We start from the raw sequence: 19985 nt of genomic DNA on the forward strand, positions 1-19985 counted from the left end.
GCGCGGGCGGTCAGTCGCGGGGGAAGTCGGCTGTCTCGAGAGTGAGTCCCAGGTACGTGTTTGTCATGTCTACGACTCCGCCGTACTCGATGGAGGTGTCGGTCACGTAGGTGCCGTCCTTGGGCTCGGTGAACAGGCGGCACCTGCGTGCATAAGGGTCGGCGATGAGATAGACCGGTACCTCCGCGAGGGCGTAGGCGGTCTTCTTGGCTTCGTAGTCGTTCCGCGCCGTGCCTCTGGAAATGACCTCGGCCACGAACTCGACATCCTCGTAGCGCCACTTGCCGTTGTCGTCCTTCTTCGCCCCAGCTTTGATCTTGGCGACGTCCGGACAGAACCCGTTCTCGTGGCCGGGGAAGTCGATGCGGACGTCCGAGAAGATCCTCGCCTGCCGCCGTCCGAAGTGATCTACCAGAGCCCAAAGGATTTCGCGGATGGTTTCCCAGTGGATGTCCCGCTGCGGTGCCATGTAGACAACCCCCCCGACGATCTCGACCTTGTAACCCTCGGGGACGGGCATCCTCTCGAGTCGCTCGAACATCTCGTCGAGTCGACGCGTGTTGTCGCTCTCGGCCATCGCGATCCTGTCGTCAAGGACGGTCATCGTGGCGCTCCTCCCGGACGCCCCAACGACGAGTACAGCCGCGCGGTACAACGATACGCACGGCGACCGGGACACGGGAGGACGCGCATATGCCAGAGGTGCGGGCTCCTACGAGGAGGCGGTGTACGGCCCGCCCAGCCCCCACTCCTCGTCCATCGCCGTCGCGAACGCGCCCGCGATCCGGTGCTCGCCGCTCTCGTTGGGATGCGTGCCGTCGTAGGTGTCCGTGTGGAAGTCCCACGGCACCGGCGGCGGCACGAGCAGCAGCGGGGAGCGCGGGTCGTCGAGGTCGGTGACGGTCTTCGCGAGGAGTGCGTTGAAGTCGGTGACCTGCTCGGCGAAGGAGTCGTCGGCCTCCACCCGGATGTTGTGCAGCACCGGCATCACGGCCACGCGGACGCGCGGGTTCGCCGAGCGGGCGTTCGCCACGAAGGCGCGGGCGTTGGCGGCGGTCTGTTCGGCGTTGGTGTAGAAGCCGAGGTCGATCAGGCCGAGGGAGACCAGGAGCACGTCCGCGCGGCAGGACCGTACCGTCCCGGCGATCAGCGGGGTCATGTGGTGCCAGCCCTCGCCCCAGCCGGCCAGGTGGGCGCGGGGGAAGCCGGGTTCGGCGTAGGCGTACGAGGTGGGGGCGTCCGTCACCTGGTCGTGGAGGGTCTCGCGCGGGCCGACGAAGGTGAAGGGGCGGCCGTAGGAGTCGCGCAGGTGCTGCCACAGCCGGTAGCGCCACGTGTGTTCGCCGGCGCTCCCGATCGTCATGGAGTCACCGACGAACATGAACCTGAGCATCCGCTCATCATGGACGATCGGCCTGGCCGGCGCGATGTGAGCCCGACCACGCAGGGTGACCGCCGACGTGAACGCCCGCGCGGGATGGCAGGCTTGGCGCATGCGCCGACCCTTCGCCCTCCTCGCCTCGGCCCTCCTCGTGGGGGCGTTCGCCGTGCCCGCCTCAGCGGCGGACGGGGAGGACGGGCCTGCGGGCAGCGACGGGTTCACGATCAAGGACCCGCGCATCACCGAGTCCAGCGGCCTCGCCGCCTCCCGCCAGCACCCCGGCATCTACTGGACGCACAACGACCAGGACACCGGCCCGTACATCTACGCCGTGGACGGCGCGACCGGCGAGACCGTCGCCCGCGTCGCGCTGTCCGGCGTCGGCACGCCGCGTGACGTCGAGGCGATCGGCATCGGCCCCGGCAACAAGATCTTCGTCGGCGACATCGGCGACAACGACGGCGTCACCTGGCCGTACGTGTGGATCTACGAGCTGCCCGAGCCGAAGGAGCTGAAGGACCAGACCGTCAAGGCGACGCAGTACGTCGTGAAGTACTCCGACGGTTCCCGCGACGCGGAGTCGATGCTGGTCCACCCGAAGACCGGGCGGGTCTACATCATCGACAAGCACGAGGACGGCGGGCACCTGTACGAGGGCCCGGCGAAGCTGTCGTCCTCCGGCACCAACGTCTTCAGGCCCACCGTCCCCGTGGACCTCTGGGCCACGGACGCGGCGTTCTCCCCGGACGGCGAGCAGTTCGCCGTGCGCGGCTACCTCGGGGGCATCTGGTACGACTGGAACGGCGGGAAGATCAAGCGCGAGGGGCGGATCAGCGTGCCCCTGGGGCAGGGCGAGTCCGCCACCTACACGACCGACGGCAGGAAGCTGCTGCTCGGCATGGAGGGGGCCAACAGCCCCGTCAAGGCCGAGGACGTGCCCGGCAGCGGTGGCGACTCGGGCGGCGGATCGGGTTCCGGTTCCCACGCCTCGGGTGCGGACGCCGACGGACCGGGCGGGAACACGCTCAAGGTCGGAGCGGTCGGGCTGCTCGTCGCGCTCGCCGCCCTGTTCGGCCTACGCCGGGTCTTCCGGCGCCGCTGACCCGTTCGCCGCGGCCGGGGCCTCCGCCGCGCGGCGTGCGGCCACCAGCACCTCCAGCCCGTCCAGGATGCGCTGGAGCCCGAACTCGCTCTTCACCAGCGAGGCCACGGTCAAGACGCACATCGACAACCTGTTCGCCAAAGCGCACATCCGCGACCGGGCAGCCGCAGTACGCCGTGCCATCGGGGCGGGGCTGGTCTGATCCCGCAGGGCCCAGGGCAGGGTGTGTCGTGCTTCCGACCAGACGGCCGGGCAGGGCATAGGCCACTGGCATGTTCACTCGTACGGCTGAGGCCGATCTGAATCCCCCGCGCCTGATGTGCTCATCCGATTACGTTCCGTCGCGTGGTCAGTTCACCGCATGAAGCCCTGCACCGGATCTTCCGGGTGGATCCGGGGCTGTTCGCCCGGCTGTTGCCGCGGGCGGGCGTCGTGTTTCCGGAGCACACCGCCATCGAGCCCCTGGACACCGATCTCACCGAGATCAGGCCGCTTGAGCGCCGAGTGGACAGCGTGTTCCGGGTGCGGGTGCCCGGCGAGGAGGGCGGCTTCGTGCTCGCCGTCGAGTCGCAGGGCAAGCCGGACCCGGACAAGCACAGCAGTTGGACCTACTACTTGGCCCACATGTACGCCAAGTACCGGTTGCCGCCGTTCCTCCTGGTGGTGTGCAAGGACAAGGCGACCGCGGCCTGGGCGGCCGAACCGATCCGTGTCGGTCGCGGTTTCCACACGAGCATGGTCGTCTTCCCGCTGGTACTGGGGCCAGGCGTCCTGCCCGTGATCACTGAGGCGGATGAGGCGGCCAAGGACTTGGGCGTCGCTGTCTTCTCCGCGCTCGCCCACGCCAAGGATCCGGGACTGACTGCGATACTGGACGCGCTGGCGTCAGGAGTGGCGGACGATGCCGAGAAGTCCGGATCCAGGGGCACCGGAGAGACGGACGAAGGCGGGGACGTGGACCGTGTGGACTGGGCGGAGATCGTCGAAATCGGTCTGGGCGAGGGCCCGGGTCGTGACTATTGGAGGCATCTGATGGCCACTTACACCCCGAACTTTCCGGGCAGCAACACGATCGTCGAGGAGTCCTGGCTTGAAGGCCGGGCCAAAGGTAAGGCGGAGGACATTCTGCGCATTCTCGAGGTGCGGGGTGTCGAGGTGTCCGACTCTGTTCGGGAGCGGGTCACCGACTGTACCGATCTCGACGTGCTGGGGACCTGGCTCGACCGCTCCCTGAGCGCGGTGCGCGCCGAGGAGCTGTTCGACGGGGAGTAGAGACTCCACGGATGCGCGGAGGGCGCCCGGCGGATGATCCGTCGGGCGCCCTCCGTCGTCGTACGGCGAGGTGTGACTACAGCTTCTCGATGACGTAGTCGACGCACTTGGTCAGCGCCTCGACGTCCGACGGGTCGATCGCCGGGAACATCGCGACGCGGAGCTGGTTGCGGCCGAGCTTGCGGTAGGGCTCGGTGTCGACGACGCCGTTGGCGCGCAGCACCTTGGCGACGGCGGCGGCGTCGATGTCGTCGGAGAAGTCGATCGTGCCGATGACCTGCGAGCGCTTGGCCGGGTCGGAGACGAACGGGGTGGCGTACTTCGACTCGTCGGCCCACGTGTACAGGCGGGTCGAGGAGTCCTTGGTGCGGCCGGTGGTGAAGTCCAGGCCGCCCTGGCCGTTCATCCAGTCCAGCTGCTCGCCGAGGAGGAAGAGCGTGGCGAGGGCCGGGGTGTTGTACGTCTGGTTCTTGCGGGAGTTGTCGATCGCCGTCGGCAGCGAGAAGAACTCCGGGACGTGGCGGCCGGACGCGTGCACCCGCTCGGCGCGCTCGATCGCGGCCGGGGAGAAGACGCCGATCCACAGGCCGCCGTCGGAGGCGAAGGACTTCTGCGGGGCGAAGTAGTAGACGTCGGTCTCGGCGATGTCCACCGGGAGGCCGCCCGCGCCGGACGTCGCGTCGACCAGCACGAGGGCGCCCTCGTCGGCACCGGCCACGCGCTTGATCGGCATGGCGACACCGGTGGAGGTCTCGTTGTGCGTGAGGCCGTACACGTCCACGCCGGCCTCGGCGCGCGCCTCGGGGTGCGTGCCCGGGTCGGAGGAGACGACGGTCGGCTCGGCCAGCCACGGGGCGAGCTTCGCGGCCTTGGCGAACTTGGAGGAGAACTCGCCGAAGCTCAGGTGCTGCGACTTGTTCTCGATCAGTCCGTGCGTCGCGACGTCCCAGAACGCGGTGGAGCCGCCGTTGCCGAGGACCACCTCGTAGCCGTCGGGGAGCCGGAACAGGTCGGAGATGCCCTCACGGACCTTGCCGACCAGGTTCTTGACGGGGGCCTGGCGGTGAGAGGTGCCGAGCAGAGACGTACCGGTGGCGGCCAGGGCGTCCAGCGCCTGAACCCGCACCTTGGAGGGACCCGCGCCGAATCGACCGTCGGCGGGCTTCATGTCAGCAGGAATCTGGATCTCAGCCACGTGCCGGAGGGTATCCCGTCGGCCAAACCGGGCGAAGCCATGTCCGTCCGATGAGACGAGATCTCCGTCCGGCGGACCTGTGCGGAGCTACGAGAGCCCATGCTGGAGGCATGACCGATCTGGAGGCAGCACTGCGCAGGGCCGTCCGCGGCGAGGTCGGGTTCGACGTCACCTCCCGGGCGTTGACCACCATGGACGCCTCGAACTACCGGCGGGTCCCGCTCGGGGTGGTGGCGCCGAGGGACGCCGACGACGTGGCGGCCGTGCTGGAGGTGTGCCGGGAGCGCGGGGTGCCGGTCGTGGCGCGGGGCGGCGGCACGTCGATCGCCGGGCAGGCGACGGGCACGGGCGTGGTGCTGGACTTCACGCGGCACATGAACCGGCTGGTCGGTCTCGACCCGGAGGCGCGTACGGCCGTCGTCCAGCCGGGGCTCGTCCTCGACCGCCTCCAGGAGGCCGCCGCGCCGCACGGGCTGCGTTTCGGGCCCGACCCCTCGACCCACGCCCGCTGCACGCTCGGCGGCATGATCGGCAACAACTCCTGCGGCTCGCACTCGGTGGCCTGGGGCACGACGGCCGACAGCGTGCGTGAGCTGTCCGTGCTCACCGCGCGCGGGCGGCGGCTGCGGCTCGGGCGGGAGTGGGCCGGGGCGCCGGAGGGGCTGCGTGAGCTGGTGGACGGTGACTTGGCGCGCCTGCGCACCGGGTTCCCCGATCTCCCGCGCCGCATCTCCGGCTACGCGCTGGACGCCCTGCTGCCGGAGCGGGGCGCGGACGTGGCCCGCTCCTTCTGCGGCTCGGAGGGCACGCTCGGCGTACTGACCGAGGCGGTGGTACGGCTGGTCGAGCCGCCGCGCGCGCGTGCGCTGGCGGTGCTGGGCTACGCCGACGAGGCGGGGGCGGCGGAGGCGGCGGCCGGGTTGCTGCCCCTCGGGCCGCTGACGGTGGAGGGCATGGCGGTGGACCTGGTGCCGTCCACGGAGGGGCTGCCGAGGGGCGGGGCCTGGCTGTTCGTGGAGACGGGCGGCGACACGGAGGGGGAGGCACGGGCGCGGGCGGAGGCGGTCGTGCGGGCGGCGGACGTCGTGGACGCCCTCGTCGTCACCGACCCGGCCGGGCAGCGGACGCTGTGGCGGGTCCGGGAGGACGCGAGCGGTACGGCGACGCGGATGCCGGACGGGGCGGAGGCGTGGCCGGGGTGGGAGGACTGCGCGGTGCCCCCGGCCCGGCTCGGCGCCTACCTGCGCGACTTCCGGCGCCTGCTCACCGCCCACGAGCTGCGCGGCACGCCGTACGGGCACTTCGGCGACGGCTGCATCCACGTACGCATCGACTTCGACCTGCTGACGGACGCGGGGATCGCGCGTTTCCGCCGCTTCTCGGAGGAGCTGGCGGACGTGGTCGTGGCACACGGGGGTTCGTTGTCCGGGGAGCACGGGGACGGGCAGGCGCGGGCGGAGCTGCTGCCGAGGATGTACGGGGAGGAGACGGTCGCGCTGTTCGAGCGCGCGAAGGCGGTCTGGGACCCGGACGACCTCCTCAACCCCGGCATGCTGGTCCGCCCGGCCCCGCTGGACGCGAACCTGCGCTTCTCCGTCCTGCCGCGCGAACCGGTGGACGTGGAGTTCGGCTACCCGTCCGACGGCGGGGACTTCTCGGCGGCGGTGCGGCGCTGCGTGGGTGTCGCCAAGTGCCGTACGACGTCGGTGTCCGGGTCGGGCGTGATGTGTCCGTCGTTCCGCGCGACGGGGGACGAGGCGCACTCCACGCGCGGACGGGCCCGCCTGCTGCACGAGATGCTCGCCGGGGAGCTGGTGACGGACGGCTGGCGGTCCGCGGAGGTCCGGGACGCCCTGGACCTGTGCCTGTCCTGCAAGGGCTGCCGCTCCGACTGCCCGGTCGAGGTCGACATGGCCACGTACAAGGCGGAGTTCCTGCACCACCACTACGCGGGGCGCCGCCGTCCGGCCGCCCACTACGCGATGGGGTGGCTGCCGGTGTGGCTGCGCTGGGCGTCGCGGGCGCGGGTGGCCCCGGTCGTCAACGCCCTCGCTTCCGTCCGGCCGTTGGCCGCGGTGGCGAAACGGCTGGGCGGGATCGCGGGGGAGCGGGAGGTGCCGCGGCTGGCGGGGGAGACGTTCAGCAGGTGGTGGCGGGGGCGGCGCCGGGGAGCGCTCGGTGACGGCGACCTGGTCGTCCTGTGGCCCGACACCTTCACCGAGCACCTCTCGCCCTCCGTCGGCCGGGCGGCCGTACGGGTGCTGGAGGCGGCGGGGCTGCGGGTGGCGCTGCCGCCGACGCTGCGGGGGCGGGCCGTGGTCGGGGACGGTACGTCGAGGTCGGCTCTGACGCTGCTGACGGCCCGCCGGGGACGGGTCTGCTGCGGTCTGACCTACGTCTCCACGGGCCAACTGGACCGCGCCCGCACGGTGATGCGCCGCACGCTCGACCTGATGGCCCCGGTGCTGGAGACGCCCGCCCCGGTCGTCGTCCTGGAGCCGAGCTGTGCCGCCGCCCTGCGCACGGACCTGCCCGAGCTGCTGCACGACGACCCGCGCGCGGCCCGGCTCGCGGCGCGTGTGCTGACCTTCGCGGAGGCGTTGGAGCGCCATGCCCCGGACTGGACGCCGCCCGCGCTCGACCGTCCGGTCACCGGCCAGACCCACTGCCACCAGCACGCGGTCCTGGGCGACGCGGCCGACCGCCGGCTGCGCGAGGCTGCGGGCCTGACCGGTGAGCTGAGCGGCGGCTGCTGCGGCCTCGCGGGCAACTTCGGCTTCGAGGACGGCCACTACGAGGTGTCGGCCGCCTGCGCGGAGGACCAGCTGCTCCCGGCGGTGCGCGAGGCACCGGACGGGGCGGTGGTCCTGGCGGACGGCTTCTCGTGCCGGACGCAGTTGGAGCAGCTGGCGGGGGTGCGGGGGCGGCATCTGGCGGAGGTGCTGGCGGAGGGGCTGGAGTGAGGAGTTGGCGGAGGCGTCGGCCCGGCGGGACGGGGGGCGGTTCTGAGAAGCGCTCACAGAACCGCCCCGGGTGTCCCCGGGCCGCTCAATTGAGCCCGTTCAGTCTCCGGCCCCGGCTCTCGGCCACCCGTAGCGCGTCCGCGAGGGCCTCGGTGAGGCGCTCGGCGAGGTAGCGGAGTTCGCCGTGCGGGGCGCGGGGGAGGAGGTCGTGGGCGTGGGCGAGCAGCTCTGCGCCCATGCCGAGTTGGGTGACCTCGGTCGTGTCGGCCAGCCGGGAGACGGGTCCGCCCTTGTCGTCCGTGACCAGGTAGCAGGGCTTGCCCTCGGGGCCGGACCAGGGGAGCAGGCGTGGCTCGCGGGGTGTCGTCATGCCACCGCCTCCAGCTCGTACAGCGCGCTCGCGAGGAGGTACGGGCGGACGGCCACGGTCTCGGTGCCGTCGAGGACGGTGGGCAGGCCGTAGGGGCTGCGGTGGGAGGGGAGGGGGATCGTGCCGGTGGCGGACGGAGGAGGCGTTGCGGTGCGGGCGTCCGGGCGTGGGCCGGTGCGGCGGTGGGTGCCTCGGGGTTTGGGCAACAGGCTCACCCATGTGATGAGGCGATCGATAGGCTCGGGCATGTCATCAGCTCCGTTGGGTTTGGCTGGTGGCCATGCCCCCGGACGGCTCCACCCGTCGCGGGGGTCTTCAGCCTGGAGGTTCTCGGTCTACCGCAGTCTACCGCGGTCGCGCGGTCTACCGCAGGGTTTTAGCGTCCACCGCATGACTTCCGAGCTCGATCGCACCCGGCCCGTCTGGCGGCAGGTCGCCGCTGCCATTGAGGCGCGTATCGCGGACGGTACCTATCCGGTTGATGCCCGGGTTCCGTCGGTGGTCGAGTTGTCGGCCGAATTCGCCATTGCGGCGTCGACCGCTCAGAAGGCGTTGGCCCACCTGAAAAGGGAAGGGCTGATCCGCGCGGAAGTCGGCCTCGGCTCTTTCGTTGCCCCTCGGCCGCAAGCGACGGAAGACGGCGCCCCGGCCTCGGGTGCCTGATCGGAACCGTGTGGCGCCGTCGTCGCGTGATCGTTCTTATGGACGGTTCGGGTGATCGGGCAGCAGAAGTGGCGCGGCGACGGGTCCACAAGCGGCCCTGGGTGATCGGGGGCGGTGCGGCCGTCGTCGCGCTGGCGGTCGCGGTGGGCATGGTGATCGCCGACGACGGGGTGGCGGACATCGCCGCGCCGTACGGCTGCGGGACCGGCGGCGCCCGCGGCACCGCGGCGCCGGCATCCGACCGGGCCGCTGCGGAAGGCGCCGCCGACTTCGACGGGGACGGGAATCCCGACCTGGCCCTCGGGTCGGGAGGAAGCGTGGCGGGCGGGGCCGGCGGGGGGAGTGTCGAGGTCGCGTACGGGGCGGGGGACGGGACGGGGATCGCCCGGTGCCAGTACCTGACGCAGGACGACGCCGGGATACCGGGCAGCAACCGCGACGAGGCCTTCTTCGGGAGCGACGTCGTGGCCCGCGACCTCGACGGGGACGGGTACACCGACCTCGCCGCCTCCGTCTTCGACTGGAAGCCGAGCGTGATCATCGTGTGGGGGTCCGAGGACGGGCTGAAGCGCGCCGCCCGGGTACCCGGCACGGACGTCAGCCACGTCGCCTGGGACAACGACCCGATCCTGGACGAGCAGCTCGTCGCCGGAGACTTCGACGGGGACGGCCACCCCGACCTGGTCTTCGGGCTCGGCTCCGACAAGGGGCTGCTCAAGGGACCCTTCGGGCGCGACGGCACGCCCGCCGGGACCGGCCGCGTCCCCGCCCCGCGCCGGCCCGCCCCCGACGTCGGCAACGCGAACTACGGCGACCTCGTCGCCGGGGACCTCGACGGCGACGGCGCCGACGACCTGGTGAGCTTCCACGAGGCCGACCCGGACCCCGAGGCGCCCTGGGCCGACCTGAACCGGCCGGTGAGTTACCTGCGCGGCGGCCGGGACGGCTTCACGCAGCCCGAGGGCACGCGGCTCCCCGACGCGGGCGAGGGAGCGATCGGCGACGTGGACGGGGACGGCGTCGACGACCTGGTCCTCAGCCCGCGGGGCGGTGACGCGAGCCGCAGTTCGGTGACGGTGGTCTACGGGTCGAAGGCCGGGCCGGGGAAGCGCCGGGCGACGACGACCGTCGACCGGGACACCCCCGGCGTGCCCGGCGAGGAGCCCCAGGACGAGGACGCCGTCTTCGGCGCCCTGGACACCGGGGACGTCGACGGAGACGGGTACGCGGACGTGGTCGCCGGGGCTGCCCGGTGGGACGTGTACGGGCAGTCGGGGCCCGAGCAGGTGCTGTTCCTGGCGGGTGGGCCGGACGGGCTCAGCGGCGAGGGCGCCCGGTTGTTCGACGGGGACGACCTCGGCGCCGCCCCGGGCGGTGACGCCGACTTCGGCGCCGCCGTGGGCCTCACCGACCTGGACGGCGACGGCCGCGCCGACCTGGTGGTGACCGCGCCGGGCAGCGACACGGTCGACGGCGTCGCGTACGTCCTGCGGGGCACCGCCGACGGCCCCTCCACCGCGGGTGTCACCCGGCTGTCCGGAGACACCTTCGACGACACCGAGGGGCTGGGGCTGCTGATGGGCGGTGGGGAGATCGCCCACTAGCCCCGTGCTCCGCGCGTCGCCGATCCGGCCGGAGCGCCGCGGGCGCCGGTGGCGGAAGCCGCGTGGGCCGGCCGGTCCGGCCTCACTTCCGCCAGAACAGGTGGTGCGTCACACCGCTCGGGCTGGGCACGACCTCCCGGTGGAACCCGTCGAGCAGCTCGTCGGGGGACTCCCAGAGCCGGGCCCCGGAGCCGAGCTTCGTCGGCGCGACCGCCACGTGCAGGGTGTCGACCAGGCCGGCGTCGAGGAACTGCCGGATGACCGTGGCCCCACCGCCGAGCCGCACGTCCCGGCCCCGCGCCGACTCCTTCGCCCGTGCGAGCACCGCGGCCGGGTCGCCGTCGACGAAGTGGAACGTGGTGTCGGAGAGCGTGAACGAAGGGCGCTTGTGGTGCGTCATGACGAACACCGGCGTGTGGAACGGGGGCTCGTCACCCCACCACCCCTGCCACTCGTGATCCTGCCAGGGCCCGCGCTGCGGCCCGAACTTGTTGCGGCCCATGATCTCGGCACCGATGTTGCGGCCGTAGTCCCGTGTGAAGTAGTCGTCCAGCCCGCGGCTGCCCGCCCCGGAGCGGCCGACGGGCGGGTGGTCGGTGGCGAAGGCCCAGGCGAGCAGTTTCCCGGGGTCGGCGTGGCCGAACGGCTTCTCAAGGCTCTGGCCCTCCCCGGCGCCGAAACCGTCGCTCGAAACAGTGAAGTTCTGGACCCGCAGCAATTGGCTCATGTCGTTCCTTCTGCCTCGCGCTTTCTGATCACTTGACGAGCGGTGGACCGGCCGGGCGGGAGCACGCACTCCACACGGACGCCGCCGGGCCCGTTCTTCGGCCGCTTCGTGGGCTTCAGCCACTTCGGCCGCCTCATCCCTTCCCGGCCGTTTCCGGAAGGGCGGCGATCTAGGACATGCCTTGACCCAGATGACTCCTAGCGTGGTCCTCGACCGACGGAGCAGGAGCCCCGGAAGGCGGAGACCATGACCACCACCGAGCCGATCACCGGCGAGCGCGCCGACCTGTTGGAGATGCTGGCCAAGCACCGGCACTTCCTGCGCTTCACCACCCGTGACCTCACCGACGAGCAGGCCGGGCTCCGGACCACCGTCAGCGAGCTATGTCTGGGCGGCCTGATCAAGCACACGGCCGCGGCCGAGCGGAACTGGACCGGCTTCATCGTGAACGGCCCCTCCGCGATGGGCGACTTCACGGCCATGACCGAGTCGGACTGGGCCCGTCGGGCCGACGAGTTCAAGATGCTGCCCGGCGAGACGCTGGCCGGCGTGCTGGAGGACTACGCCGAGGTGGCCCGCCGGACCGAGGAGCTGATCGCCACCCTGCCCGACCTGGGGGCTGCGCAGCCGCTGCCGAAGGCGCCGTGGTTCGAGGCCGGCGCCGAGTGGTCGGCGCGCCGGGTGCTGCTGCACATCATCGCCGAGACGGCCCAGCACGCCGGTCACGCCGACATCATCCGGGAGTCCCTGGACGGCGCGAAGAGCATGGGCTGACCGACCGGCGGCGTCCGGCCGGGTCACTTCGCGAAGCGGTACTTCAGGTGGGTGGCCAGGGGTGTCCGGACGACCCCGACCTGTTCGAGGTCGCGCCGGCCCGCCCCCGCCCCCTCGAAGAGCCGCAGCCCGTCCCCGAGCAGCACGGGCACCACGTGCAGCTGCAGCTCGTCGACGAGTCCCGCCGCGAGGTACTGCCGTACGGTGCTCGCGCCGCCCCCGATGTCCACGTTCCGGTCCCCGGCCGCGGCCTTCGCCTGCTCCAGGGCGCTGTGGATGCCGTCGGTGACGAACGTGAAACTGGTGCCGCCCTCCTTCACCAGGGTGGGGCGGGGGCGGCTGGTCAGGACGAAGACCGGGGTGCGGAAGGGCGGGTCGTCGCCCCAGAACTCCTCGCCCGTGTCGTACATCATCCGGCCCATGACGACCGCGCCGGTGGCGTCGAACCACTCCCGGACCAGCTCCGAGTCGCGGTTCTCGTCCCCGCCGGTCAGGCCCTGGCGCTCCCGCCAGCTCGCCAGGGTGTGGATCCAGTCGAAGATCGGCTCGCCGCCGTCGCCGCCCGGGTTGTCCAGGGTGACGTTCGGGCCGGCGACGCAGCCGTCGAGAGTGATGGCCATGTCGGCGGTGACGGTCATGAGGGACTCCCGGGGGTCGTGGGTGCAGGGGTCGTCGTCCTGCCTTCACTTCCACGTCGATCGGGGGCCCGCGTTTTCGACACCCTCCTCCTGATCGCCGCTCAGGGCGTCGTCTCGCCCCGCACCAGCGGCCGGCACACCGGCTGGACCTCCTCGGGGAGGTCGTCCGGGCGGCACCAGCGGGCCTCCAGGATCTCGAAGGGGTCCAGGCGCAGCTCGCCGCCCAGCAGGCGGGCCTCGAACGCCACCTCCAGGCGGGTGCGCAGGCCGCTGTTCAGCATGACCAGCCGGCCCACCTCCACGTCGAGGCCGGTCTCCTCCCTGACCTCGCGGACCACGGTCTGCCGGAAGTCCTCGCCCTTGTGCGCGAAACCGCTCGGCAGGCCCCACTGGCGGCCCGGGGCCCACATCCGGTGCTTCAGCATCAGGACCCGCCCCTCGTCGTCCCGCACGACGCCGGTCACGCCGACCACGAACTTGGCGTTCACCAGCCACATCACGCGGCTCTGCACGGGGCGCAGCAGGCGCCAGAGGCGGGTCAGGAGTCGTCTCACACGGCGGACGGTACCCGGTCGCTCCCCGGCCGGGGACGGGCGGTCCCGCTCGCCTGGCGGACGTGCGTTGACAGGCGAGCGCCCCGGCCCCGACAGTTGCGTAAAAGAGTTACGTGCCTGACAGAGTCCATTACTCTGGACTGCGCAGTGCAGCGTACTGAACGACGTCCATCCGCACCCCGTCCCGGAGCCTCCGTGAGCACCCCCAGCGCCAACCCCGGCACCCCGTCCCCGGCCGTCGCCGCACCCGCGGACGTACCAGCGGCAGCAGCCGTGGCCACCTCCGACGCCGTGCGGGGCGACGGCCGGTGGGGCTCGCTCGGGCCGGTCGGTCTGGTCCTCGCCGGTGGGATCTCCGTGCAGTTCGGTGCCGCGCTGGCGGTGAGTCTGATGCCGCGGGCCGGGGCGCTCGGAGTGGTGACCCTGCGGCTGGCCGTGGCCGCCGTCGTCATGCTCCTGGTCTGCCGGCCCCGGCTGCGCGGCCACTCCCGGGCCGACTGGGGCACGGTCGTCGTCTTCGGTATCGCCATGGCCGGTATGAACGGCCTCTTCTACCAGGCCGTCGACCGCATCCCGCTCGGTCCCGCCGTCACCCTGGAGGTGCTCGGCCCGCTCGCCCTGTCCGTGTTCGCCTCCCGCCGCGCGGTCAACCTGGTCTGGGCCGCGCTCGCCCTGGCCGGCGTCTTCCTGCTGAGCGGCGGCGGCTTCGAGGGCCTGGACCCGGCCGGTGCCGGCTTCGCCCTGGCGGCGGGCGCGATGTGGGCGGCGTACATCGTCTTCAGCGCCCGCACCGGACGCCGCTTCCCGCAGGCCGACGGGCTGGCCCTGGCGATGGCGGTCGGGGCGCTGCTGTTCCTGCCGCTGGGCGTCGTCGAGTCGGGGGCGAAGCTGGTCGACCCGGTGACGCTCGGGCTGGGTGCCGGGGTCGCCCTGCTCTCCTCGGTCCTGCCCTACACCCTTGAGCTCCTCGCCCTGCGCCGCCTGCCCGCGCCGACCTTCGCCGTCCTGATGAGCCTGGAGCCCGCCATCGCCGCGGCGGCCGGTTTCCTCATCCTCGACCAGGCCCTGTCCGCCACCCAGTCCGCCGCCATCGCCCTGGTCGTCGCGGCGAGCATGGGCGCGGTGCGGACCCAGGTGGGGCGGCGGCGGGCGAAGGCGCTTCCCGAGCCGTCCTAGGCGTCGACCGTCGACGGAGGCGTGGGTGCCGCCCACCGTCCGTCGACGGGTCCGGCGCGGTCGCCGTTCCCCTCCGGCTGGCAATTTAGTAGCCATGTACATAGTAGCCATGTACGGTATTTCCATGAGCAAGGCTTCACGGCACGCGACCCCCGGCTTCCTCGTGTGGCGGCTCGCCAACAAATGGCGGGTCGCGGTCGATCGCGCGGTGGCTCCCCTGGGCCTCACCCACGCCCAGTACTCGGTGGTCGCCTCGCTGTACGGCATGCAGCGCGCCGGTGAGCGGCCCAGCCAGCGCCGGCTCGCCGACCACACGGGCCTGGAGGCGCTGTACGTCTCGAAGCTGGCGCGGGCGCTGGAGGCGGCCGGGCTGATCGAGCGCACCCGGGACCCCCGCGACCCGCGGGCCGTGCAGCTCGCCCTCACCGAACGGGGCGAGTCCGTCACGCGGGAGGCCGTCACGGTGGTCCGGGAGCTGCTCCAGCAGCTGCTGGAACCGCTCGGCGGCCTCGACGCCGCACGGACGCGTGCCTTCACCGACGAGCTGACGACCCTGCTCGACGCACCTCTCGCTCCACCCGTACCGCACGACGAGAGCACCCGGAGGACAACGCCATGACCACCACCACGCCGACCACCACCACAGCGGCCACGGACGCACCGGCGGCGGACTCCCGCGCCCTCGGCCTGGCCCACTACGCCGCCCGCGGCGTGCTGGAGCAGATCCTGGCCCGGCACGGCGTCAGCTTCCGGCAGCACGTGGTCCTGCGCGCCGCCGCCACCGCCCAGACCCCGCCGACGGCGGACCGCCTCGTCGCCGAGGTGCGCGGCACCCTCAAGGCCGACCCGGCCGGCATCCGGACCGTCGTCGACGGACTGCTGGCCAAGGGGCTGCTCGTCGCCGACGGCGCACACCTGCCCGCCACGGACGCCGGACGCGAACTGCTCGCCGCCGTCGGTGCGGCGGTCGCGCCCGTCAGCGCCCGCATCTGGGGCGGGATACCCGCCGAGGACCTGGCCGCCGCCGGACGCGTCCTCGCCCTCGTCACCGAGCGCGCCGACGCCGAGTTCGCCGCACTGACCGGCGGGTGACCGCGCGGCCGCGCGGGAGCGGCCCCCCGACGCCCGGTGACGGCCCCAACACATAGGCTGCGTACCTGGTCAGCTCATCGGGATCATGGGGAGGGAACCGATGAATCACACGGCCGAGGTCTTCCAGCCCTTGCAGGACGACGATCCGCGCACGGTGGCCGGCTACCGCCTCGCGGCCCGGCTCGGCGCGGGCGGCATGGGCCGGGTCTATCTGTCCCACACCCGGGGCGGCCGGCCCGTGGCCCTGAAGGTCGTACGGTCGGAGCTGGCCGACGACCCGGCCTTCCGGCGGCGTTTCGGCCGGGAGATCAAGGCGGCCCGGAAGGTGAAGGGCGCCTACACCGCCGAACTGATCGACGCCGACCCGGACGCCGCCCCGCCCTGGCTGGCCACGCTGTACGTGCCGGGCCCCTCCCTGTCGGAAGCCGTCGCCCGCGGCGGGCCGCTGCCGGTGCCCGCGGTGCTGTGGCTGATGGCGGGGGTCGCCGAGGCGCTGCAGGCCGTCCACGGCGCGGGGATCGTGCACCGCGACCTCAAGCCGGCGAACGTCCTGCTGGCCCCCGACGGACCGCGCGTCATCGACTTCGGCATCTCGCTGGCCGCCGACGGCACCGCGCACACCGCCACGGGCACCACCATCGGCACGCCCCAGTACATGGCCCCCGAGCAGGCCTCCGGGGGCGAGGCCACGGCGGCGAGCGACGTCTTCTCGCTCGGGCAGACGGCCGCGTTCGCGGCACTGGGCAGGCCGCTGTACGGCGACGGTCCGGCGGCCACCGTGCTGTACCGGATCGTCCACTCGGAGCCCGACCTGTCCGAGCTGCCCGAGCGCCTGCGCGGACTGTTCGTCCGGTGCCTGGCCGCCGACCCCGGGGACCGGGCCACCCCGGCGGAGATCGTCGAGTGGTGCCGCCGGGAGCTGGGCCGGGACGCCGGGGAGGACGCCGGGCCCGCTGTGTGGCGGGAGATCGCCGGGCCACCGGTGACGGTCCCGCCGCCGGTCGCGGCCACGGGAGCGGCGACCGCCGCGGCCCCGGTCGCGGTCCCGGGCCCGACCGCGCCGCACACGGCGCCGTGGACCGCCCCGATGCCCTGGCAGGCCGCCGCCGGACCGGGAGGACCGGTCGCGCCGCAGCAGCGGCCGGCCGGACCGGAAGAGCGCAGGCGCCGCAGGAGGAACGCCGTGCTGATCTCGGCCGCCGCGGTCGTCGCGTGCGGCCTGGTGATCGCGGCGGGGTCGGCGCTCCTGGACGCGGCGGGGCGGGGCATCGACCGGGCCCGGGACGCGGCCGCGTCGGCGGCGGCCGACCGCGCGTCAGGCAGGCCCCGTCCGGTGGCGGAAGGGTCCGCGGCGGCCGGGGAGAGCGCGTCGCCGGCCGCGGGGCCCGACTCGTCGGCCGGAGGGCAGGACGGAGGGCCGGACGGAGGGTCCGACGGGTCCGCCGCCGGGACGGCGCCGCCACGGGCCCGGGCCTACGGCGCCCTGCTGGTGAACGGCGACAACTCGATCAACCTCACCAAAGGCACCATGCGGGAGGACCGCAAGGGGGACATCCGCTTCGAGTGCGTGAACGCGCTGTGCGCCCTGGAGAGTGACACCAGCGTCTTCACGATGCTGTTCGGCGACCCGGGCGCCACGTACGAGGAGTGCAGCCAGATGACCACCGGTGAGAACGTCTTCCGCCGTCTCCCACTGGCCGCCGCCTCCGCCGGCCAGGAGATCTGCGTCAGGCGGAGCAACGGGGACATCGCGCTGCTCGTCGTCCGGGTGAAGTCGACCGCCGTGCCGGAATCCGCCTTCATCACCATGGACACGACCGTCTGGCCGGCGGAGAAGGCCTGAGCCGACCCGCGCCGGCCCGCCGTCGAGTTGCCGCCGAAAATCATGCAAGCGTGCTTGATTGTTAATCGCCGCCCTGCCATGCTCCTCACCACACCGCGCCGCACGCCACCGTGCCCGAGGGGAGCGACCGTGTCCGACCCGACACCCGTGATCGACGACCTGCGCGAGGAGAGCGAGGAACTCGACGCGCTGGTAGCCGCGTTGAGCCCCGAGGAGTGGCGGCTGGCCACCCCGGCGCCCGGCTGGACGATCGCCCACCAGATCGCACACCTGTACTGGACCGACCGGGCCGCCCTGGTCGCCGTCACCGACGCGGACGGCTTCGGGGCACTGGTCGAGCAGGCCCTCGCCGCACCCGACCGGTACATCGACGACGCCGCCGAGCAGGGCGCCGGGCAGCCCCCCGCCGAGCTGCTGGCCGCCTGGCGGGAGAGCCGCGCCGCCCTCGACAAGGCACTGCGCGGCGCCGCGCCCGGGGCGCGCTTCCCCTGGTACGGCCCGCCCATGGCCACCGCATCCATGGCCACCGCCCGCCTGATGGAGACCTGGGCCCACGGCCTGGACGTCGCGGCGACCCTCGGCGTGTCCCGCCCGCCCACCGACCGCCTGCGACACGTCGCCCGCATCGGCGTCCGCGCCCGGGACTTCGCCCACGCCGCCCACGGACTCACCCCGCCCGCCGAGCCGTTCCGCGTCGAACTCACCGGCCCCGGCGGCGACCTGTGGACGTACGGCCCCGAGGACGCCCCGCAGCGCGTCACCGGCCCGGCGCTCGACTTCTGCCTGCTCGCCACCCAGCGCGCCCACCGCGCCGACCTCGCCCTCACCGCCGAGGGCGAGGACGCCGACCGCTGGCTGGACATCGCCCAGGCCTTCGCCGGACCGCCGGGAGCGGGACGCCCGCCGGGAGCCGGCCGCCCGGCGAATGGGGAGCCCCGGTGAGCGTGCTCCGCGTCGGCAACGCCTCCGGCTTCTACGGCGACCGCTTCGACGCCATGCGCGAGATGCTCACCGGCGGCGAACTGGACGTCCTCACCGGCGACTACCTCGCCGAGCTGACCATGCTCATCCTGGGCCGGGACCGGCTGAAGGACCCCGGCGCCGGATACGCCCGCACCTTCCTGCGCCAACTGGAGGAGTGTCTCGGCCTCGCCCACCAGCGGGGCGTGCGCATCGTCGCCAACGCCGGGGGGCTCAACCCCGCGGGACTCGCCGACGCCGTACGCGCCCTGGCCGACCGCCTCGGCATCCCCGTCCGCGTCGCGCACGTCGAGGGCGACGACCTCACCGCCGCCCACCCGGGCGCCCTGGCCGCGCACGCCTACCTCGGCGGCTTCGGCATCGCCGAGTGCCTGCGGGCCGGCGCGGCCGTCGTCGTCACGGGCCGCGTCACCGACGCCGCGCTGGTCACCGGGCCCGCCGCCGCGCACTTCGGCTGGGGGCCGACGGAGTACGACCGGCTCGCGGGCGCGGTCGTCGCCGGGCACCTGCTGGAGTGCGGGGCGCAGGCCACCGGCGGCAACTACGCCTTCTTCCGGGACGGCGACGTACGGCGCCCCGGCTTCCCGCTCGCCGAACTGCACGCCGACGGCACCTCGGTCGTCACCAAGCACGACGGAACCGGCGGCTTCGTCGACGTCGGAACCGTCACCGCGCAACTGCTGTACGAGACGGGCGGCGCCCGGTACGCCGGGCCCGACGTCACCGCCCGGCTCGACACCGTACGGCTCACCCAGGACGGACCCGACCGCGTCCGCGTCGAGGGCGTGCGCGGCGAGGCACCGCCGCCCACCCTCAAGGTCGGCCTCAACCGGCTCGGCGGCTTCCGCAACGAGGTCGCCTTCGTGCTCACCGGCCTCGACGTCGAGGCCAAGGCCGCGCTGGTACGGGACCAGATGGAGCCGGTGCTGGGCAAGGTCTCCGACGTCCGCTGGGACCTGGTCCGCACCGACCGGCCCGACGCCCCCACCGAGGAGACGGCCGGCGCCCTGCTGCGGCTCGTCGTCCGGGACGCCGACCAGCAGGCCGTCGGGCGGGCGCTGAGCGGCGCCGCGATCGAGCTGGCCCTCGCCTCCTACCCCGGCTTCCACGTGCTCGCGCCACCGGGGAAGGGGGCGCCCTACGGCGTGTTCGAGGCCGCCCACGTCCCCCAGGACAGCGTCGACCACGTCGCCGTCCTCCCCGACGGGCAGCGGACGGCCGTGGCGCCGGCCCGGGACACCGCCGTACTCCACGCCGTACCCGAACCGCCCCTGCCCGAGCCGCTGCCGCCCGGACCCGTGGCCCGCGCCCCCCTCGGCCTGGTCGCCGGTGCCCGCAGCGGTGACAAGGGCGGCGACGCCAACGTCGGCGTGTGGGCGCGCACCGACGACGCCTGGCGCTGGCTCGCCCACGAACTGACCGCCGACCGGTTCCGCGAGCTGATCCCCGAGGCCCGCGGCCTGCCCGTCACCCGGCACCAGCTCCCCAACCTGCGCGCCCTCAACTTCGTCGTCGAGGGCATCCTCGGCGAGGGCGTCGCCGCGCAGGCCCGCTTCGACCCGCAGGCCAAGGCGCTCGGCGAATGGCTGCGCGCCCGGCACCTGGACATCCCGGAGGGCCTGCTGTGACCGTCCCGCCGTACACCCCGGA

The 19985-nt window shown here is 73.2% G+C and carries 20 protein-coding genes and 1 pseudogene; 13 read left to right on the top strand and 8 right to left on the bottom strand.

Features of this window, described 5'->3' with window-relative positions; genetic code table 11:
- Positions 1 to 10 precede the first annotated feature (10 nt).
- Positions 11 to 604: a Uma2 family endonuclease gene (locus ACIQFU_RS26600; RefSeq protein ID WP_402554688.1), complete on the bottom strand. Its 594-nt coding sequence runs from the start codon at positions 602 to 604 to the stop codon at positions 11 to 13.
- A gap of 108 nt (positions 605 to 712) precedes the next feature.
- Entirely contained in the window at positions 713 to 1393 is a 681-nt protein-coding gene (locus tag ACIQFU_RS26605) for a GDSL-type esterase/lipase family protein (protein WP_402554689.1), read from the bottom strand.
- 100 nt (positions 1394 to 1493) lie between these two features.
- On the opposite strand from ACIQFU_RS26605, the gene ACIQFU_RS26610 reads away from it, so the two are divergent.
- From ACIQFU_RS26610 to ACIQFU_RS26620, 3 genes and pseudogenes are all read left to right on the top strand, one after another.
- Positions 1494 to 2483 carry a WD40 repeat domain-containing protein gene (locus tag ACIQFU_RS26610; protein WP_402554690.1) on the top strand — a complete coding sequence of 330 codons (990 nt, stop codon included), beginning with the start codon at positions 1494 to 1496 and terminating at the stop codon, positions 2481 to 2483.
- Positions 2484 to 2571: 88 nt separating this feature from the next.
- Positions 2572 to 2685: pseudogene (locus tag ACIQFU_RS26615) on the top strand (LuxR C-terminal-related transcriptional regulator); the annotation flags it as partial.
- Positions 2686 to 2828: 143 nt separating this feature from the next.
- On the top strand, positions 2829 to 3755 hold the full coding sequence (locus ACIQFU_RS26620; RefSeq protein WP_402554691.1) for a hypothetical protein: 927 nt from the start codon (positions 2829 to 2831) through the stop codon (positions 3753 to 3755).
- A gap of 76 nt (positions 3756 to 3831) precedes the next feature.
- Here ACIQFU_RS26620 and serC read toward each other — a convergent pair whose 3' ends face one another.
- The gene (gene serC / locus ACIQFU_RS26625; RefSeq protein ID WP_402554692.1) at positions 3832 to 4950 is read right to left on the bottom strand and encodes a phosphoserine transaminase; all 1119 of its coding nucleotides are present in this window, start codon (positions 4948 to 4950) and stop codon (positions 3832 to 3834) included.
- Positions 4951 to 5060: 110 nt separating this feature from the next.
- Here serC and ACIQFU_RS26630 point away from each other — a divergent pair, with 110 nt between their 5' ends.
- Complete coding sequence (locus tag ACIQFU_RS26630; RefSeq protein WP_402554693.1) at positions 5061 to 7913, top strand: FAD-binding and (Fe-S)-binding domain-containing protein; 2853 nt, start codon at positions 5061 to 5063, stop codon at positions 7911 to 7913.
- 85 nt (positions 7914 to 7998) lie between these two features.
- Here ACIQFU_RS26630 and ACIQFU_RS26635 read toward each other — a convergent pair whose 3' ends face one another.
- A complete protein-coding gene (locus ACIQFU_RS26635) occupies positions 7999 to 8283 on the bottom strand; it encodes a hypothetical protein (protein WP_402554694.1) in 285 nt (94 codons plus the stop codon).
- Positions 8280 to 8489, bottom strand: coding sequence for a hypothetical protein (locus tag ACIQFU_RS26640; RefSeq protein ID WP_402554695.1), 210 nt, complete (start codon positions 8487 to 8489; stop codon positions 8280 to 8282). The genes ACIQFU_RS26635 and ACIQFU_RS26640 overlap by 4 nt, the downstream gene beginning before the upstream one ends.
- Before the next feature lie 184 nt (positions 8490 to 8673).
- Between ACIQFU_RS26640 and ACIQFU_RS26645 the strand changes: the two genes are divergently transcribed.
- Together ACIQFU_RS26645 and ACIQFU_RS26650 are read left to right on the top strand one after the other, a co-directional pair.
- A complete protein-coding gene (locus ACIQFU_RS26645) occupies positions 8674 to 8946 on the top strand; it encodes a GntR family transcriptional regulator (protein ID WP_402554696.1) in 273 nt (90 codons plus the stop codon).
- A gap of 68 nt (positions 8947 to 9014) precedes the next feature.
- On the top strand, positions 9015 to 10550 hold the full coding sequence (locus ACIQFU_RS26650; RefSeq protein WP_402554697.1) for an FG-GAP repeat protein: 1536 nt from the start codon (positions 9015 to 9017) through the stop codon (positions 10548 to 10550).
- 82 nt (positions 10551 to 10632) lie between these two features.
- On the opposite strand, the gene ACIQFU_RS26655 is transcribed toward ACIQFU_RS26650, so the two are convergent.
- Positions 10633 to 11277, bottom strand: coding sequence for a dihydrofolate reductase family protein (locus ACIQFU_RS26655; RefSeq protein ID WP_402554698.1), 645 nt, complete (start codon positions 11275 to 11277; stop codon positions 10633 to 10635).
- Positions 11278 to 11523: 246 nt separating this feature from the next.
- Between ACIQFU_RS26655 and ACIQFU_RS26660 the strand changes: the two genes are divergently transcribed.
- Positions 11524 to 12051, top strand: coding sequence for a DinB family protein (locus ACIQFU_RS26660; RefSeq protein ID WP_402554699.1), 528 nt, complete (start codon positions 11524 to 11526; stop codon positions 12049 to 12051).
- A gap of 23 nt (positions 12052 to 12074) precedes the next feature.
- Here the strand turns inward: ACIQFU_RS26660 and ACIQFU_RS26665 are convergent, their stop codons facing one another.
- Both ACIQFU_RS26665 and ACIQFU_RS26670 read right to left on the bottom strand, forming a co-directional pair.
- Positions 12075 to 12689, bottom strand: a complete 615-nt coding sequence (locus ACIQFU_RS26665) for a dihydrofolate reductase family protein (protein WP_402554700.1) — start codon at positions 12687 to 12689, stop codon at positions 12075 to 12077.
- Between the two features lie 101 nt (positions 12690 to 12790).
- Complete coding sequence (locus ACIQFU_RS26670; RefSeq protein WP_402554701.1) at positions 12791 to 13243, bottom strand: NUDIX hydrolase; 453 nt, start codon at positions 13241 to 13243, stop codon at positions 12791 to 12793.
- Between the two features lie 195 nt (positions 13244 to 13438).
- Here ACIQFU_RS26670 and ACIQFU_RS26675 point away from each other — a divergent pair, with 195 nt between their 5' ends.
- The 6 genes from ACIQFU_RS26675 (at position 13439) to ACIQFU_RS26700 (ending at position 19963) form a co-directional block, all read left to right on the top strand.
- Complete coding sequence (locus tag ACIQFU_RS26675; protein WP_402554702.1) at positions 13439 to 14419, top strand: EamA family transporter; 981 nt, start codon at positions 13439 to 13441, stop codon at positions 14417 to 14419.
- Between the two features lie 124 nt (positions 14420 to 14543).
- On the top strand, positions 14544 to 15038 hold the full coding sequence (locus tag ACIQFU_RS26680) for a MarR family winged helix-turn-helix transcriptional regulator (RefSeq protein WP_402554703.1): 495 nt from the start codon (positions 14544 to 14546) through the stop codon (positions 15036 to 15038).
- Complete coding sequence (locus tag ACIQFU_RS26685) at positions 15035 to 15511, top strand: hypothetical protein (protein WP_402554704.1); 477 nt, start codon at positions 15035 to 15037, stop codon at positions 15509 to 15511. Before ACIQFU_RS26680 ends, ACIQFU_RS26685 begins: the two co-directional genes overlap by 4 nt.
- 100 nt (positions 15512 to 15611) lie before the next feature.
- Complete coding sequence (locus ACIQFU_RS26690; RefSeq protein WP_402554705.1) at positions 15612 to 17354, top strand: serine/threonine-protein kinase; 1743 nt, start codon at positions 15612 to 15614, stop codon at positions 17352 to 17354.
- 129 nt (positions 17355 to 17483) lie between these two features.
- A complete protein-coding gene (locus ACIQFU_RS26695) occupies positions 17484 to 18296 on the top strand; it encodes a TIGR03084 family metal-binding protein (RefSeq protein ID WP_402554706.1) in 813 nt (270 codons plus the stop codon).
- Entirely contained in the window at positions 18293 to 19963 is a 1671-nt protein-coding gene (locus ACIQFU_RS26700) for an acyclic terpene utilization AtuA family protein (RefSeq protein WP_402554707.1), read from the top strand. Before ACIQFU_RS26695 ends, ACIQFU_RS26700 begins: the two co-directional genes overlap by 4 nt.
- The last annotated feature ends 22 nt before the right edge of the window (positions 19964 to 19985 follow it).

The organism is Streptomyces sp. NPDC093065 (genome assembly GCF_044754585.1).
Lineage (GTDB): Bacteria > Actinomycetota > Actinomycetes > Streptomycetales > Streptomycetaceae > Streptomyces.

Excerpts from the sequence above, each read along its gene's own strand:
- ACIQFU_RS26600 (WP_402554688.1), bottom strand. The coding sequence starts at position 604 with ATGACCGTCCTTGACGACAGGATCGCGATGGCCGAGAGCGACAACACG.
- ACIQFU_RS26605 (WP_402554689.1), bottom strand. The coding sequence starts at position 1,393 with ATGCTCAGGTTCATGTTCGTCGGTGACTCCATGACGATCGGGAGCGCC.
- ACIQFU_RS26610 (WP_402554690.1), top strand. The coding sequence starts at position 1,494 with ATGCGCCGACCCTTCGCCCTCCTCGCCTCGGCCCTCCTCGTGGGGGCG.
- ACIQFU_RS26630 (WP_402554693.1), top strand. The coding sequence starts at position 5,061 with ATGACCGATCTGGAGGCAGCACTGCGCAGGGCCGTCCGCGGCGAGGTC.
- ACIQFU_RS26635 (WP_402554694.1), bottom strand. The coding sequence starts at position 8,283 with ATGACGACACCCCGCGAGCCACGCCTGCTCCCCTGGTCCGGCCCCGAG.
- ACIQFU_RS26645 (WP_402554696.1), top strand. The coding sequence starts at position 8,674 with ATGACTTCCGAGCTCGATCGCACCCGGCCCGTCTGGCGGCAGGTCGCC.
- ACIQFU_RS26655 (WP_402554698.1), bottom strand. The coding sequence starts at position 11,277 with ATGAGCCAATTGCTGCGGGTCCAGAACTTCACTGTTTCGAGCGACGGT.
- ACIQFU_RS26660 (WP_402554699.1), top strand. The coding sequence starts at position 11,524 with ATGACCACCACCGAGCCGATCACCGGCGAGCGCGCCGACCTGTTGGAG.
- ACIQFU_RS26665 (WP_402554700.1), bottom strand. The coding sequence starts at position 12,689 with ATGACCGTCACCGCCGACATGGCCATCACTCTCGACGGCTGCGTCGCC.
- ACIQFU_RS26680 (WP_402554703.1), top strand. The coding sequence starts at position 14,544 with ATGAGCAAGGCTTCACGGCACGCGACCCCCGGCTTCCTCGTGTGGCGG.
- ACIQFU_RS26685 (WP_402554704.1), top strand. The coding sequence starts at position 15,035 with ATGACCACCACCACGCCGACCACCACCACAGCGGCCACGGACGCACCG.
- ACIQFU_RS26690 (WP_402554705.1), top strand. The coding sequence starts at position 15,612 with ATGAATCACACGGCCGAGGTCTTCCAGCCCTTGCAGGACGACGATCCG.